Origin of the sequence: Curtobacterium sp. 179-B 9B NHS, assembly GCF_045370965.1 — a bacterium.
Classification (GTDB): Bacteria; Actinomycetota; Actinomycetes; order Actinomycetales; family Microbacteriaceae; genus Curtobacterium.
Map to the genome: position 1 here is coordinate 16,169 of NZ_JBIQDQ010000008.1, position 15,854 is coordinate 32,022.

Genomic DNA, 15,854 nt, shown 5'->3' on the forward strand with positions numbered 1-15,854 from the left:
CCACCACCGGCACCACCACGACAGCACCACCACCGGCACCACGACAGCACCACCCCGAAGGGAACCCCATGCGCATCGGCATCGACGTCGGCGGCACGAACACGGACGCCGTCCTGATGGACGGCAGCACGGTCGCCGCGGCCGTGAAGCGGTCGACGACCCAGGACGTCACGTCCGGTATCGTCGCCGCCCTGGCCGGCCTGCGCGAGCAGCGCGACTTCACCTCGGCGGACATCGACGGCGTGATGATCGGTACGACGCACTTCATCAACGCGCTCGTCGAGGCCCGGGGGCTCGCCCCGACCGCGGCCGTCCGTCTCGGCCTGCCGGCGACCGCGTCCCTGCCGCCCTTCACCGACTGGCCCGCACACCTCGTCGGCGCCGTGCAGGGACGGGCGTTCCTGGCGCACGGCGGCCACGAGTTCGACGGCCGGGTCATCTCCGAGCTGGACCCGGACGAGCTGAAGCGGCACGCCGAGGCCATCGGTGCCGCCGGGATCCGCTCGATCGCGATCTCGTCGGTGTTCTCCCCGATCAACGACGAGTTCGAGCAGCGGGCGCAGGCGATCATGGCCGCCGAGCTCGGACCGGACGTCGCGTTCTCGCTGTCGAGCGAGATCGGTCGCATCGGGCTGCTCGAGCGCGAGAACGCCACCATCATCAACGCGGCGCTCCGCGAGCTCGCCGACCGCATCGTCGACGGTCTGTCCGGCTCCGTCGCCGGCAGCGGGATCGACGCGCCCCTGTTCCTCAGCCAGAACGACGGCACGCTCATGGACGTCGAGTACGCCCGGCGCTACCCGGTCGCGACGTTCGCCTCGGGCCCGACGAACTCGATGCGCGGTGCCGCGGTGCTCTCCGGCTTCGACACCTGCGCGGTCGTCGACGTCGGCGGCACCACGAGCGACGTCGGCGTGCTGACCGGTGGCTTCCCGCGCGAGGCCACCGGTGAGGTCGCGGTCGCGGGCATCCGCACGAACTTCCGGATGCCCGACGTGCTGTCGATCGGCATCGGGGGCGGCTCCCGCATCCGCGAGGACGGCGCCCTGGTCGGCCCGGACTCGGTCGGCTACCGGCTCACCCAGGAGGGCCTGGTCTTCGGCGGCGACACCCTCACCGCGACCGATGTGGCCGTCCGCGGTGGCCGTGGCGCCATCGGGGACGTCGCCCGTGTCGCCGGGGTGCCGGCCGAGGTCGCCGAACGGGCCCTCGCGGTGATCGCCGAGCGCGTCGCCGACGTCGTGGAGCGCATGCGCACCTCGTCGGACCCGCTGCCCGTGGTCGCCGTGGGCGGCGGGTCCGTCCTGCTGCCCGACACCCTGCCCGGGCTCGGCACGGTGCACCGGCCGGAGCACCACTCGGTCGCCAACGCGATCGGCGCCGCCATCGCGCAGGTGTCCGGCGAGGTCGACAAGGTCTACGCGATCAGCGACGGCAGGCGTTCCGCCGTGGTCGACGAGGCCCGCCAGGAGGCCGTCGACCGCGCCGTCGCCGCCGGAGCCGATCCGTCCAGTGTCGCGATCGTCGACTTCGACGAGGTCCCGATCCCGTACCTGCCCGGCAACGCCACGCGCATCCGCGCCAAGGCGGTCGGCGACCTCGCACTCGGGGCGCTGGTCCGATGACGACGACGGTGACGGCACCCGGCGCGGACACGCGTCCGTCGGCGACCACCGTCCGTCCCCTCACCGAGATCGGCGAGGACTGCTCCGCGCTCGCCCGCGGCGCCGCCGTCCTCGGTACCGGCGGTGGTGGCGACCCCTACATCGGCCGACTGCTGGCCGAGGCCGCGGTCCGCGAGCACGGCCCCGTGCCGGTCGTGCAGGTCGAGGACCTGCCCGACGACGCCGTCGTGCTCAACGTCGCGATGATCGGCGCACCGACCGTCATGGTCGAGAAGCTGCCGTCCGGCGCGCAGTTCGCCGAGGCGATCCGCAGCCTGGCCACCCACCTCGGCGTCACCCCGACGCACGTCGCGTGCATCGAGGTCGGCGGCGTCAACTCGACCAGCCCGATCGTCGCCGCGGCCGAGCTCGGCCTGCCGCTCGTCGACGGCGACGGCATGGGCCGCGCCTTCCCCGAGGTGCAGATGGTCCTGCCGACCCTGTCGGGGATCAGCGCCACGCCGATGGCACTCGCCGACGAGAAGGGCAACACCGCCGTCTTCGACACCGTCGACAACCGCTGGGCGGAACGGCTCGCCCGCACCGCGACGGTCGAGATGGGGTGCTCCGCGATCACCGCGCAGTACGCGATGTCCGGCGCCGAGCTCAAGCAGTCGTACGTCCGCGGCAGCCTCTCGCTCAGCGTCGCGATCGGCGAGGCACTCGTCGCCGCCCGCACCGCGAACGAGGACCCCGTGGACGCCGTCGCCGCGGTGCTCGGTGGGACCGTCGTGTTCGAGGGCAAGGTCGCCGACGTGGAGCGGAAGACCGTCACCGGCTTCGCCCGCGGGACCGCCCGCATCGCCGGCTCCGGCAGCGACACCGGCCTGGAGGCCGTGCTCCGGTTCCAGAACGAGCACCTGCTGGTCGAGGTGGCCGGATCGGTCCGCACCACCACCCCCGACCTGATCGTCACCCTGGACGCCGAGACCGGTGAACCGATCACCACCGAGGGGCTGCGCTTCGGCGCTCGCGTCCGGATCGTCACCGCACCGGCCGATCCGCGCTGGCACACCCCGGCGGGCCTCGCGCTCGCCGGACCCCGGTACTTCGGCTACGACACCCCGGCGGTCCGCCACGACGGCACCGTCAGCGAGGGAGAACACGCATGAGCTGGACCATCGACGTCGACGACCTGCCCGACCTCGCGCGCGGCGCCGCACTGCTCGGCACCGGGGGCGGGGGCGACCCGCTCATCGGCATGCTGCTCGTCAAGGCGGCCATCGAGGAGCACGGACCGGTGACGGTCCTCGACCCGTCCGAGGTGCCGGACGGCGCCCTCGTCATCCCCACCGCGCAGATGGGCGCCCCGACCGTGGTGCTCGAGCGGCTGCCCGCCGGCCCGGAGCCGCTCGGTGCCCTCCGCCGACTCGAGGCGCACCTCGGCCGGACCGCCACCGCCACGATGCCGATCGAGTGCGGCGGCATCAACTCGATGATCCCGCTGCTCGTCGGCGCGACCGGCGGCCTGCCCGTCGTCGACGCGGACGGCATGGGGCGCGCGTTCCCGGAGCTGCAGATGGAGACCTTCTCGGTGTACGGGGTGCCCGGGTCCCCGCTGGCGATCAGCGACGAGAACGGCCACGGCGTCGTCATCGACACCGGGCACGACAACCGGCAGATGGAGTGGCTCGCCCGCGGGGTCACGATCCGCCTCGGCGGGGTGGCGTACATCGCCGAGTACGCGATGAGCGGCCGCCAGGTCCGGGAGACCGCCGTCCCGCGGACGCTCTCGCTCGCGCTGGCGGTCGGTCGGGCGATCCGACGGGCACGCGAGGAGCACCGCGAGCCCGTCGAGGGGCTCGCCGAGGCGTTCGGGCAGACGATCTACACGCACCTGCGCGAGCTGTTCGACGGCAAGGTCGTCGACGTCGAGCGCCGGACGGTCGACGGGTTCGCGAAGGGCCGGGCCGTCGTCCAGGGCGCCGACGGGTCGGAACTCGAGATCGCCTTCCAGAACGAGAACCTCGTCGCCCGACGGGACGGCCGCCTCGTCGCGGTGGTGCCGGACCTGATCTGCGTGCTCGACGCCGAGACGGCGGAACCGATCACCACGGAGCGCCTGCGCTACGGCCAGCGCGTCCGGGTGATCGGGGTGTCGACGCCCGACCTCATGCGCACACCGGAGGCCCTCGCGGTGTTCGGGCCGTCGTGCTTCGGCCTGGACGACGACTTCGTCCCGGTCGAGCAGCTGCACGATCGCGCGCCGGTGGGGGCGCGCTGAGCGGCGCCGATGCGCGAGGATCGCAGGTGTGCACCAGGGCGAGCAGCGTGACGGGGTCGTGACGGGCCTCCGGGCCGACGACGTCGACGACTTCGCACGCGGCACCGCGCTCCTCGGGTGCGGCGGTGGCGGCCAGGTGGACCACATGGCCCACGCCCTGCGGCGGGCGCTCGGCGACGCCCGGGTGCCGGTCGTGCCGGTCGGCGGCGGTGTCCGCGCGGTGATGGCGGTGGGGCTCGTCGGGTCGACCACCGTGCTCGAGGAGAAGACGCCGAGCGGGCGAGAGCTGCCCGACGCGCTCGCCGCGGTGGAACGCTGGACCGGCCGTCGGGCGGACGCCGTCGTCGCAGCGCAGATCGGCGGCGTCACCGGACCGGCCGCGGCGCTCACGGCGCACGCGGTCGGCCTGCCGCTCGTCGACGCCGACCTGGTCGGTCGGGCGACGCCGCGCATCGACCAGCTCTCCCTGTTCGTCGGGTCGTCGCCCTCGGTCACCGCCGCTGCGGTGACGTCCAGCGGCCTGCGGATCGTGGTCGACTCGTCGGACCCACGGGACCTCGAGACGGTCTGGCGCGAGGCGGTCTCGCACAGCGGCGGGTGGGCGGCGTTCGCGGTCGGCCCCGTCGACGCCGAGGTGCTCGCCGCACGCTGCATCACGGGCAGTGTCGACCGGGCCCTGCGCACCGGACGCGTCGCTGCGGCCGCGGCCGGCGTCGAGGACCTCGTGGTCGGGCTCGACGGCGCTCGTGCCGTCGCCCGCGGCCGCGTGCTCGACGTGCAGCGCGGCGGGGACGCGGTCGCGTTCGTGCACGGGTCGATGGCGATCCGCGACGCGGCCACCGGCGCCGTCGTCCGGGTCGAGGCGGGCAGCGAGTGGGTGCACTGCCTGGTGGACGGTGAACCGGTCGCGAGCACCCCGAGCTGCATCGTCGTCGTCGACGCCAGGTCCCTGCGGCCCGTCAGCACCGAGCGAGCCCGGGTCGGGGACGATCTCGCGGTGCTCGTGCTGCCCGGTGCGCCGTGGTGGTGGGCGTCGCCGGAGCGCACGGCACGCGTGGCGCCCCGCGCGTTCGGGATCGACGCCGACGCCGTGCCGGAGGCCGCAGCGTGATCCCCGTCTCGGACTTCCTGCCCCTGCTGCCCGAGGGCACGACGTTGCTCGTCGGACCGGCGACGGGCACGGTCACCACCGTGCGCGGACTCGTCGGCCCGCCCGAGCACGTCGGTCGGCAGCTCGGGACGGACGACTCCGCGGTCGTCCTGCTCACCCCGGTCGAGCGCTTCGACGCCCGGTTCGACGTGCTGCTCCGCCGGGCGGCGACCGCCGGCGTCGCGGTGCTCGTCGTCGGGCTCGCCGACGGGGCACCGCTGCCCGGCGCCGGGACCGCCGCGCTCGCCGATCGACTCGGCGTCGCGGTGGTCGTGACCCCGGACCCGTGGGCCGCCTCCGTGCGGGTGCACGAGCTCATCGGGTCCGGGGACGCTCCCGCTGCCCGTGCCGCCGTCGTCGCGGCGCGGGTCGGACTCGACGCCGGACCCGCCCTGGACGAGCTGTTCACCCGGCTCGAGCACGAGCTCGGACACGCGATCCGGTTCCTCGACGCGTCGGGACGTCCCCTGCGCGGTGCGGGGGTCGCGCCGGCGACCGCGGCACTGCTCGCGCGCACGGTCGGGACGAGCGAGCCGGTCTGGGCGACCGACGACCGGGAGACGGTCGTGGCCGTGCCCGTCCCGACCGGCATCGGACCGCGGGCCTGGCTCGCGGTCGGCACCACCACGCCCGTGCGTGCCGAGCGGGTCGTGCTCGCGACCGCGCTGCGGGTCGCGGCGGTCGCGGCCGGACACCGGCTCGTGCTCACCCGGCTCGACGACGAGCGCGACGCCCGGTACCGGATGACGATGCTCGACGACGTCCGGAGCGCCGACGGGGCACCGGCGCCACCCCTGGTGCAGCGGACCATCGCCGCCGGCTGGGAGCTCGACGCCTGGCACGTCGGCGTCCGGCTCGTCGCGCGGGAGCCGGTCGACGCGGTGGCCCTGCGACGCGAGGTCGAGACGGCGTTCGACGCGCACGGGCTCGACGTGGTCGTGGTCGAGCAGACCGACGGGTGGGCGCTCTGGTGCTCGTCGTCCGACGAACCCGACCGTGCCGCGGTCGCCGCGCTCGCCGCCTCGGTGCGCGCCGCCCAGAACGCCCTGCGCACCGCGGTCGACACGAACGCCGGCGTGGGCAGCGTGCACGCCGGTCCGGCGGGGCTCGTGCGGACGCTCGGCGAAGCGGGTGACGCCGTCCGCCTCGCCGCCGCGCGACCGGAGTCGGGCTTCTTCGTGCACGTCGACCGGCTCGGCCTCGCGCAGCTGCTGCTCGCGTGGACGCAGACCGACACGTTCCTGCCGGCGGCGGAGCAGCTCCTCGCGCCCCTGGAGCGCGGGGGCGGGGCGCTCCGCTCGACCCTGGCGGCGTACCTCGACGCGGAGTCCTCGGTGGCGGAGACGGCCGCGGTGCTCGGGGTGCACCGCAACACCGTGGCCGATCGCATCGACCGGGTGCAGCGGCTGCTCGGCGTGGACCTCGGCGACCCGGAGACCCGGCTCGCGCTGCACCTGGCGACGCGGGCGCTCGGCGGGGCGTAGCGCGGGGGCGACCGTGCGTCGTGCAGCGGATCGGTCGCCGCGTCGCGCGCTCCGGCGTCCCCGGGCTGTACGCGCCGCACGGCGTTCGGCACGATGGGTGCATGAGGACCCGCACCGTCGCGGCCACGGCCGTCGTGGTCGTGCTCGTCGCGCTCACCGGCTGCACGCAGCAGCAGACCTCCTTCGACGGGGTTGCGCGCGCGGCGTGCGAGACGAGGGTCGGGCCGGCGATCGTCGCCTGGTGGCGTGACCAGTACGGGACGACCCCGTGGAAGGTCGTCGACACCCGGTCGACGGGCGTCGAGCAGCGATCGTCCGGTCCGAGCGGGGTGACGGTGGCCGCCGTCACCGGGGAGTCGTCCGTGCGGCGCGAGGAGCACGGAACGGCGACGGAACCGGTCGAGTGGTCGTGCTCCGCGCAGACCACGGCCGACGATCCGTCGACGGTGTCGGCGACGATCCGGGAGATCACGCTCGGCTGAGCCCCACAGCCGATCGGTCGCACGTGCGCCGCTACGGACGCTCGGTGTCGTCGAGCGCGCCACCGGTGAGCGCCGACAGGCGCTCCAGCCCTGCCTCGGCGACGAGCTGGCGGGCGAGGGGGCGGGCGCGGTCCACCGCCTCGCGCACGTCGACCTTCGTGACGTCGCCGTCGGCGAGGCTCAGCTCGCCGTCGACCCAGACGTCGCGGACCTCACGGCTGCCCGCGACGAAGACGACCGCCTGGTAGGGGTCGTGCACGTTCGCCAGCGTGGGGGAGTCGCCGTCGAACACCACCAGGTCAGCGCGCTTGCCGGGCTCGAGCGACCCGATCTCCTGCTCCATCCGCAGGGCCCGGGCGCCGCCGATCGTGCCCATCTCGAGGGCTTCGCGTGCACTCATCGCGGTTGCCTGCAGGTCGCGGACGCGGGCGAGCAGGGCCGCGGTCTTCATCGCCTGCAGGAAGTCCTGCGAGTCGTTCGACGCCGGACCGTCGACCCCGATCCCGACAGGGACGCCGAGCGCTCGCAGTTCGGCGACCGGCGCGATGCCGCTCGCCAGGATGCCGTTCGCGACGGGGTTGTGCGCGACCCCGACGCCGTGCGTGGCGTAGCGCTCGCGGTCCTCGCGGTCGACCCAGACGCTGTGCGCGGCGATCACCGGGACCTGGAACATGCCCGTCGCCTCGGCGTGGCCGATCGCCGTCCGACCGGTGCGCTGCCGGGCGGCGGTGACCTCCTCGCGCACCTCGTGGAAGTGCACGTGCACCCCGTGGCCGCCCGCGACCGCGTAGTCGACGTGCTCCTGCCAGGTGTCGTCGGTGTACCGGCCGATCGACGAGACGCCCACGCGGAAGGTGCTGTAGCGGCTGGCGTCGGCGGCCTCGCGCAGGGCCTCGAACTCGTCGAGGATCGGGGTCGCGCCGAAGTCGCGGTCGACGTCGCCGGAGCCGAACGACACGACACCGCGGAGCCCGAGGTCCTCGAGTGCCTGCACGACACCCGGGGTCGCCGGCTCGTCGGGCACCGGGTCGGCGCAGAACATGTCGTTCGCGGTCGTCACACCGCTCCGGAGGAGCTGGATGCCCTGGAGCACCGTGCCGGCGTACGCCTTCTCGCGGGTCATCACCGGGTTGACGCGGCCGATCAGTGCGGTGAGCCACTCCCACAGCGTGTACTGCGAGCCGATGCCCGTGATGAGCCCCTCGCTGAAGTGGCCGTGTGTGTTCACGAAGCCCGGGGTCACGATGTCGTACGCGCCGCCGCGGACGGGTGCGTCGGGATGCGCAGCGGACAGCTCGGCGAAGGTGCCGACGGCGGCGATGCGGTCCCCGTCGAGCAGGACGGCGCCGTCGCGGATCGCTGCGGGTGTGGAGGAGCCGTCCGGTGCGGCGGTGAGCACCCAGCCGGCGCGGATCAGGGTCTGCGTCATGGGGCGAACCTAGGGTGCCCGTGTTTCGCGGGTGTCACCGCCGGGTTTCCCGGACCGCGCGGCGCGGTCGACCGGAACGGGCGGGGTCGGCGAGACCGTGCGACCCGTCGTCACGCCCCGGAAACAGGCGGCTGCTAGAACCGTCGCATGCTGACCGTCACCGGTGCACACCGTGTCCTCGTCGACCCCCGGACCGAACGGGACGGCGACGTCGTGATCGACGACGGCAGCGAGGTCGTGACCACCCTCGACGTGTCCGGCTGTGTGGTCACACCCGGTCTCGTGAACGCGCACCACCACCTGCTCCAGACCGCCTTCCGCACCCTGCCCGGCACCCGCGGTGTGCCGATGGCCGACTGGTTGCCGACCATGGCGGCGGCGTACGGCCGGGCCGGGCACGATCCCGAGCTGTACGGACTGGCGGCGGCTGCCGGAGCCGCGGAGGGCCTCCTGTCCGGCGTCACGACGATCGCCGACCACCACCTGAACTGGCCGTCCGGCGTGAGCACGGACGACACCGTGGCGCTCGCCGCGGCGACGGTCGACGGGGTGCGTGGTCTCGGCGGACGGCTCGTGTTCGTGCGCGGGTCGGCGCGGGACGCCCCGGAGCGCGCAGCGGCCTCGGCAGACGCGATCGCGACCGGTCTGCTGCACGAGCGTGCGGTGGGCGGCGTCGACCCGGACGGCGGTCTCCAGTTCGCCGTCGGTCCGGCCGGCGTGCACTCCGACGGCGAGGCCACGTTCCGCGCGCTCGGCGAGGTCGCGGAACGGCACGGTCTCCGGCGCCGGACCCAGGCGAACGAGCAGGTCGACACCGCGATCGCGCTCGAGCGGTACGGCCGTCGGCCCCTCGACCTGCTCGACGAGTGGGGCTGGCTCGCGCCCGACGTCACGATCGCGCACCTCTGCGACGTCACCGACGACGAGATCGCACGACTAGCGACCACAGGCGTCACGGCGACGCACGCGCCGGGATGCGATGTTCCGATGGGGTGGGGGGTCGCTCCCGTCGCGAAGCTCGCGGCGGCCGGGATCCCGGTCGGCCTCGGCACGAGCGGTGGGGGCAGCAACGACGCCGGACACCTGCTCGCGGACGGGCGTCTGGCGATGCAGGTGTCCGCGCTCGTCGGGCCGCAGCTGCCCGCGCGCCAGGTGCTCGGGATGATGACGGAGGGGTCGGCGGCGGGACTGGGGCGGCCGGAGCTCGGGCACCTCGGCGAGGGCACCGCGGGCGACCTGTGCGTGTGGGACGTCTCGGGTGTCGCCGATGCCGGCGTCGCGGACCCGGTCGCGGGGCTCCTCTGGGCGTCCCCGGGTCGTCGGCCGCGGCACGTGGTCGTCGGAGGGCGGGTGGTCGTCCGGGACTTCCGACTCGTGACGGGCGACGAGCGCGAGATCACCGCCCGGCTCGGCGAGCGCCTCGCCCGGACCCCCGCCGCGGTCTGAACGCGAGCCACCGAGCTGGGGAGGGGCGCGCCGTCCCGGTCTGGTCCCTCCTCGGCCCGCACGCCGGCCGAGGAGGAGGACCGCGACGCACACGACGCGCCCGTGCACACCGCGACGGGCGATCGTGCGTCAGGGGACCCGCGCGGGGACGCGGTGGATCGGGCCGGACCCGCCGGTCAGCGCCCCTCCCGAGGAGCCCGTCCGCACGGCGACGACCTCGGCCATGATCGCGACGGCCGTCTCGGCCGGGGTCCGCGCGCCGATGTCGAGACCGATCGGGGAGCGGAGCCGATCGAGGTCCGGCGTGCCGAGCGCGTGCAGTTCCGCGAGCCGCCGCTCGTGGGTCGATCGGGAGCCCATCGCGCCGACGTACCCGGCTCCGCGGCGGAGCGCCTGGTCGATCACCTCGGCGTCGAACCGGTCGTCGTGTGCGAGCACCACGACGGCGGTCGTCCGGTCCACGGGCAACCCCTCGAGCACGCGCGTCGGCCAGCCCACGATCCGCTCGTCCGCGGCCGGGAAGCGCTCGTCCGTCAGGAACACCGGCCGCGGGTCGACCACGGTCACGGCGTAGCCGAGCACCGCGGCGGCGTTCGTCACGGCGACGGCGGTCTCGACGGCGCCGACGACGACGCAGCGGGGGCGGTGGTCACTGCGCTCGACGAAGACCCGGTCGCGGCACCCGTCCGGAGCGGTGACGACCACCCCGAGCGTCCCCGGCTCCAGCGAGACGGCGAGCGAGGTCGGCAGACCGGCCGCGGCGTCACGCAGCGCGCTCACGAGCAGGGCGTCGTCGGACGTGACCCGGTGGACGAGCACCTCCACGCGACCACCGCACCGGAGCGCGGGGGCCCACACGGCGTCGGGGTCGTCGTCGAAGCCGAACCGCTCGAACACCGCCTCGCCGGTCTCGAGCACCTGCTCGGCGGTGAGGAACAGCGAGCCCTCGACGCAGCCTCCGGAGATGGTGCCGACGACCTGTCCGCCCGGCAGCACCGCCATCGAGGTCCCGACGCCGCTCGGCGCGCTGCCGGTCATCGAGACCGCCGTCGCGACGACGACCGGTGCACCCGTGTCGAGGACGGCCAGGAGGCGCGGTGCCAGTTCGAACATCACGCACCTCCGGCGTCGGTCGCGTCGCCCTGCAGCAGCGCCCATACACGGTCGCGCGTCATCGGCAGGCGGTACGGACGCACGCCGATCGCGTCGCGGACGGCGTTCGCCACCGCCGGGGCGACGGGGTTGTACGGGGCCTCGCTCATCGACTTCGCCCCGAGCGGTCCGAGCGGGTCGTGCGTGTCGGCGAAGCGGACCTCGGTGCGGGGCACGTCGGAGATCTTCGGCACCCGGTACGACCGGAAGGCGTCGGTGGTCACGCGACCGGTGTCGTCGAGCACGACCTCCTCGTACAGGGTCGATCCCATCGCCTGTGCTGCGCCGCCCTCGACCTGTCCGCGCAGCTGCTCGGGGTTCAGGACGGTGCCGGCGTCGACGGCCTGCACGCTGTGGAGCACCCGGACCTCGCCGGTCGGTCGGTGCACCGCGACACGGGCACCGTGCACCGTGAACGCGAGCGACCGCGGGGTGCCGTCGTGGCTGCCGTGCGCGACCAGCGGTCCCTCGGCGAGGAGCTCGGCGTGTCCGACGACCTCGTCACCGACGCGGACGCCGCCGGGCAGGACCTCGACGGCGGGGCCGAGCGGCCCGGAGGCGGCACGGGGTGTGCGCGCGGCGACGATCCGGAGCGCGCGGGCGGTCAGCTGCTCGCGGAGGTCCTCGGCCGCCGCGAACAGCGCCTTGCCCGCCACGACCACCCCGGCGGAGCCGAACGCACCGGTGTCGTACTGCGCGGCGTCGGTGTCGGACTGGTGCACGTCGACCCGGTCCGGCGTGGTGCCGAGGGCGGTCGCGACGAGCTGGGTGTGCACGGTCGTCGTGCCGTTGCCGAACTCCGCCGTGCCGACCCCGATCCGGTAGCGGCCGTCCGTGGTGGCCTCGACGGTCGCGTGCGCGTGGTGGCCACGGGGCGGCATCGTCGCGATGGCCGCCAGCGCGATGCCGGTGCCGTACGCCCAGTCCCCGGAACCGTCCGCCGTGGGCGGGTCGAGCTCCGGGCCGTCCATCGGCGGGACCTCGGGCAGCGGCGCGCGCAGCGCGTCCTCCACCAGGTCGAGGCACTGGTCGAGGCCGTAGCTGCCCTCCCAGCGCAGGTCGTCCTCCTCGTCGGGATCGGTCACGACGAGGGGGTCGCCCGGCACGACGACGTTGCGCCGCCGGAGCTCGAACGGGTCGAGGTCGAGCCGACGCGCGAGCTCGTCCATCGCCGACTCGATCGCGAACACCACCTGGCCCAGGCCGTACCCGCGGAACGCCCCCGACGGCAGGTTGTTCGTGTAGACGGACTCGGCGTCGACCCGCTTCGCCGGGCAGCGGTAGACGGCGACCGACTCGCTGACCGAGTGGAACATGACGCCGACGCCGTGGTTCCCGTAGGCGCCCGTGTCCATCACCTGGTCGACGTGCATCGCGGTCAGGCGGCCGGACGCGTCCGCACCGAGCCGGACACGCACCCGCATCGGGTGCCGCGTGGGCGCGATCGTGAACTCGTCACGGCGGCTGAACTCGTACTGCACGCTCCGACCCGTGCGCAGCACGGCGAGGGTGACGAGGTCCTCGGTGAGCATCTCCTGCTTCCCGCCGAACCCACCGCCGACGCGCTTGGCGACCACCCGCACACGCGACGGGTCGAGGCCGAAGACGTGCGCGATCTCGTCGCGGACCAGGAACGGGACCTGCGTGGCGGTCCGCAGCACGAGCCTCCCGTCCCGGTCCAGCGAACCGCGGGTCGCGTGCGTCTCGAGTGCCGCGTGGGAGACACGACCGGTGCTCCAGGTGCCGTCGACCGACGCGACGGCGGACGCCAGCGCGGCCTCGACGTCGCCGGTCTCGCCGTGCAGGGCCGCGACCACGTTGCGGCCGGGCTCGGCGATGCGGTGCTCGGCGGTCGTCTTGTCGCCGTGCAGCAGGGGAGCGCCCGGGCCGCGCGCGGCGTCGACGTCGTGCACGCTCGGCAGCAGCTCGTACTCGACCCGAAGCACGGCGCACGCCTGCTCCGCGATCCGGACGCTGTCGGCGACGACGGCCGCCACGCGCTGCCCACGGAACCGCAGCACCCGGTCGAACACGCGGGTGTCGTCGGGGTCGTCGAGCCGCGAGTCGTGCCGCCCGGTCGAGAAGAGCACGCCGGGGTCGTCGTGGTGGCTGAGCACGAGGTGCACACCGGGCAGGGCCTCGGCCGCGCTCGCGTCGATCGACACGACGCGGGCGTGCGGGTGGGGGCTGCCGAGGACCGCCACGTGCAGGAGCGCCTCGGTCGGGCGGACGTCGAGCGTGTACTCCTCGCCCCCGGTCACGATCCGCATCGCCGCCGGGGCCGCGACGGACGTGCCGACGGCGGCCCCGGCACCCGGGCACGCCGTGTTGCGCACGCCGTCGAGGGCGTCCTCGATCGCGCGGTACCCCGTGCACCGGCAGAGGTTGCCCTTGAGCGCCCGGTGTCGGTCGGCGAGCTGGTCGTCGTCGAGGGCGGACGCGGTGACGACGTACCCGGCGGTGCAGAACCCGCACTGGAACCCGGGGGCCTCGGCGAACGCCCGCTGCACGGGGTGGGGCTGCTCCGGCGTGCCGAGGCCCGCGGCCGTCGTCACCACGCGACCCTCGAGCCGGTGCGCCGGTGTGATGCAGGAGTGCACGGGCACCCCGTCGAGCAGGACCGAGCAGGCACCGCAGTCGCCGGCGTCACAGCCCTTCTTGACGCTGGTGCCACCGTGCTCGCGGAGCAGGGTGCGGAGGACCTGGCCCGGCTGCGGGGCGGCGTCCACGGTCGTCCCGTCGACCTCGAACCTCATCGGGCGTCCCCCTCCGCAGCAGCGAGACCCGAGCCGCCGGCCTCGGCGACGAGTTCGGCGGCGAAGCGGCGAGACACCGCCCGGCGCCAGTCGGGGGAGCCGTGCGGGTCGTCGTACCAGTCGTCGTGGGCGGCGAGCAGCGTGTCGACCTCGGCAGCCGTGGGCACCGCGTCCCACCGCAGCACGACCGGTCGCGGGGTCCCGCCGGTGACGACGAGGACGAAGCCGTCGGCGTCCCAGCGCGCGGTCACGAGCGCGCCGGTCCGACCGTGCGGGCTGAGCGACACACGGCGGTACCCGGTGGTGCTCCTGAGCGCCGACTCCGGCACGTCGAACGCGCGGACCACCTCGCCGGACGCCAGTGCCGTGGCGCGGACCCCGGTGACGAGGTCGGCGACGGGCAGGCGGCGATCCCCGCCGTCCGGCGTCCAGACGACCGCCGTCGCGTCCAGGGTCACCAGCAACGCCGTGATCGCTCCCGCGGGCAGCGCGGTCGCCACGTTCCCGCCGACCGTCGCCGCGTTCCACACCTTGAACGACGCGAGCAGGGCGTTCGCGCACCGCTCGACGAGGGGCCACGCACGCCACCCCGGCTCGGGGTCGAGCCGCAGCAGCGCCGCGATGGTGCACGTCGCACCGAGCCGCAGGCCCTCCGGCGTGTGCTCGGCGTCCGGCCAGCCGAGGCCGGTCAGGTCGACGAGGCCGGTGGTTCCCGGTTGCTCCTCGGAGTACAGCCAGGTGCCGCCGGCGAGCGGCTGCTCACCGGGTGCGAGCGCGAGGTCGTCGCGGTGCGACGGTGTCCGCAGGGTGCGGACGGTGACGAGGTCCATGCAGGGGTCCGATCGGGGTGGCGGGACGGGTGACGACGGTGTCGCCCGGTCGTCGGCCGTGCGCGATCATCCCGCGGTTCCACGCCGAGGACGCTCGGGGTGCGGTGCTGCGCGCCACGGTGCCTCCTCGGTCGGATCGGTTCGTGGCGGCAACGCTAGGGAACGGGTGTTTCGGCACCGTTACGGGGGAACGACGGCCGCGTCACGACCGGGCCGGCTCGGCGGACGGAGCTCGTGACCTGATCGACGCACCACCGAAACACGCGGCTGTCATCGTCGCCGCATGGACACCACCGCCACCGCAGCCCCCGTCAGCACGTCCGTCCGCCTCGGTGCGAACCAGTACGGCAAGGCCGAGGTCCGCCTCGTCCGGGTCACCCGCGACACCGACCGCCACGAGATCGAGGACCTGACGGTCACGACCCAGCTGCGCGGTGCGGCGCTCGCCGAGTCCTACACCCAGGGCGACAACGCGAAGGTCGTCGCGACGGACACGCAGAAGAACACCGTCTACGCGTTCGCGAAGGAGCACGGTGTGGGCGCCCCGGAGGAGTTCCTCCTCCGCCTCGGCCGGCACTTCGCGACGGCGTTCGACTGGTACGACGGGTCGACGCTGTCCGCCGAGCAGCACGCCTGGGAGCGGATCGCGGTCGACGGTCGGGCGCACGACCACGCGTTCGTCCGGTCCGGCCGCGGCACCCGCACCGCCGTGGTGCAGGTCGACGGCGACGACGTCCACGTGCTCGCCGGCGTGACCGACCTGACGGTCCTGAAGTCGACGGGCAGCGAGTTCCACGGCTTCCCGCGTGACGCGTACACGACGCTCGCCGAGACCGACGACCGGATCCTCGCGACGTCGGTCACCGCGCGGTGGCGCTACACACCCGAGGCGGTCGCCGACGGCATCGACTACGACCGGGTGTGGACCGGCGTGCTCGACCGGATGCTCGCGACCTTCGCGGACCTGCACTCGCTCGCCCTGCAGCAGACCCTGTTCGCGATGGGGCGCGCGGCGATCGAGTCGTTCCCCGAGATCGCCGAAGTGCGCTTCTCGATGCCGAACAAGCACCACTTCCTGGTCGACCTGTCCCCGTTCGGGCTCGAGAACCCGGGCGAGGTGTTCTTCGCCGCCGACCGTCCCTACGGACTCATCTCGGGCACGGTCGTGCGTGACGGGGTCGAGGACGCCCCGGCAGCCTGGACGTCCGTCCCGGCGTTCGTCTGAGCGGCGGCCCGC

At 74.5% G+C, this 15,854-nt stretch carries 12 protein-coding genes; 8 read left to right on the plus strand and 4 right to left on the minus strand.

Annotated features, from left to right (window positions below; translation table 11 throughout):
* Window positions 1-68: 68 nt before the first annotated feature.
* The 6 genes from ACH0A8_RS08785 (at window position 69) to ACH0A8_RS08810 (ending at window position 7,004) form a co-directional block, all read left to right on the plus strand.
* Window positions 69-1,625 carry a hydantoinase/oxoprolinase N-terminal domain-containing protein gene (locus ACH0A8_RS08785; protein ID WP_406907001.1) on the plus strand — a complete coding sequence of 519 codons (1,557 nt, stop codon included), beginning with the start codon at window positions 69-71 and terminating at the stop codon, window positions 1,623-1,625.
* On the plus strand, window positions 1,622-2,776 hold the full coding sequence (locus ACH0A8_RS08790) for a DUF917 domain-containing protein (RefSeq protein ID WP_406907002.1): 1,155 nt from the start codon (window positions 1,622-1,624) through the stop codon (window positions 2,774-2,776). Before ACH0A8_RS08785 ends, ACH0A8_RS08790 begins: the two co-directional genes overlap by 4 nt.
* Window positions 2,773-3,888, plus strand: a complete 1,116-nt coding sequence (locus ACH0A8_RS08795) for a DUF917 domain-containing protein (RefSeq protein ID WP_406907003.1) — start codon at window positions 2,773-2,775, stop codon at window positions 3,886-3,888. The genes ACH0A8_RS08790 and ACH0A8_RS08795 overlap by 4 nt, the downstream gene beginning before the upstream one ends.
* A 28-nt stretch (window positions 3,889-3,916) precedes the next feature.
* Complete coding sequence (locus ACH0A8_RS08800) at window positions 3,917-4,999, plus strand: DUF917 domain-containing protein (RefSeq protein ID WP_406907004.1); 1,083 nt, start codon at window positions 3,917-3,919, stop codon at window positions 4,997-4,999.
* Window positions 4,996-6,522 carry a PucR family transcriptional regulator gene (locus tag ACH0A8_RS08805; RefSeq protein ID WP_406907005.1) on the plus strand — a complete coding sequence of 509 codons (1,527 nt, stop codon included), beginning with the start codon at window positions 4,996-4,998 and terminating at the stop codon, window positions 6,520-6,522. Before ACH0A8_RS08800 ends, ACH0A8_RS08805 begins: the two co-directional genes overlap by 4 nt.
* A gap of 101 nt (window positions 6,523-6,623) precedes the next feature.
* The gene (locus ACH0A8_RS08810; RefSeq protein WP_251160298.1) at window positions 6,624-7,004 is read left to right on the plus strand and encodes a hypothetical protein; all 381 of its coding nucleotides are present in this window, start codon (window positions 6,624-6,626) and stop codon (window positions 7,002-7,004) included.
* Window positions 7,005-7,035: 31 nt separating this feature from the next.
* On the opposite strand, the gene ACH0A8_RS08815 is transcribed toward ACH0A8_RS08810, so the two are convergent.
* Window positions 7,036-8,433, minus strand: a complete 1,398-nt coding sequence (locus ACH0A8_RS08815; protein WP_311206019.1) for an amidohydrolase family protein — start codon at window positions 8,431-8,433, stop codon at window positions 7,036-7,038.
* A 147-nt stretch (window positions 8,434-8,580) separates the two neighbouring features.
* On the opposite strand from ACH0A8_RS08815, the gene ACH0A8_RS08820 reads away from it, so the two are divergent.
* A complete protein-coding gene (locus tag ACH0A8_RS08820; RefSeq protein WP_311206020.1) occupies window positions 8,581-9,879 on the plus strand; it encodes an amidohydrolase family protein in 1,299 nt (432 codons plus the stop codon).
* A 129-nt stretch (window positions 9,880-10,008) separates the two neighbouring features.
* Here ACH0A8_RS08820 and ACH0A8_RS08825 read toward each other — a convergent pair whose 3' ends face one another.
* The 3 genes from ACH0A8_RS08825 to ACH0A8_RS08835 are packed head-to-tail and all read right to left on the minus strand — an operon-like array spanning window position 10,009 to window position 14,617.
* A complete protein-coding gene (locus ACH0A8_RS08825; RefSeq protein ID WP_406907006.1) occupies window positions 10,009-10,992 on the minus strand; it encodes an XdhC family protein in 984 nt (327 codons plus the stop codon).
* Window positions 10,992-13,787: a molybdopterin-dependent oxidoreductase gene (locus ACH0A8_RS08830; RefSeq protein WP_406907007.1), complete on the minus strand. Its 2,796-nt coding sequence runs from the start codon at window positions 13,785-13,787 to the stop codon at window positions 10,992-10,994. The genes ACH0A8_RS08825 and ACH0A8_RS08830 overlap by 1 nt, the downstream gene beginning before the upstream one ends.
* Complete coding sequence (locus ACH0A8_RS08835; RefSeq protein ID WP_406907008.1) at window positions 13,784-14,617, minus strand: FAD binding domain-containing protein; 834 nt, start codon at window positions 14,615-14,617, stop codon at window positions 13,784-13,786. The genes ACH0A8_RS08830 and ACH0A8_RS08835 overlap by 4 nt, the downstream gene beginning before the upstream one ends.
* A gap of 283 nt (window positions 14,618-14,900) precedes the next feature.
* On the opposite strand from ACH0A8_RS08835, the gene pucL reads away from it, so the two are divergent.
* Complete coding sequence (gene pucL, locus ACH0A8_RS08840) at window positions 14,901-15,842, plus strand: factor-independent urate hydroxylase (protein ID WP_406907009.1); 942 nt, start codon at window positions 14,901-14,903, stop codon at window positions 15,840-15,842.
* The last annotated feature ends 12 nt before the right edge of the window (window positions 15,843-15,854 follow it).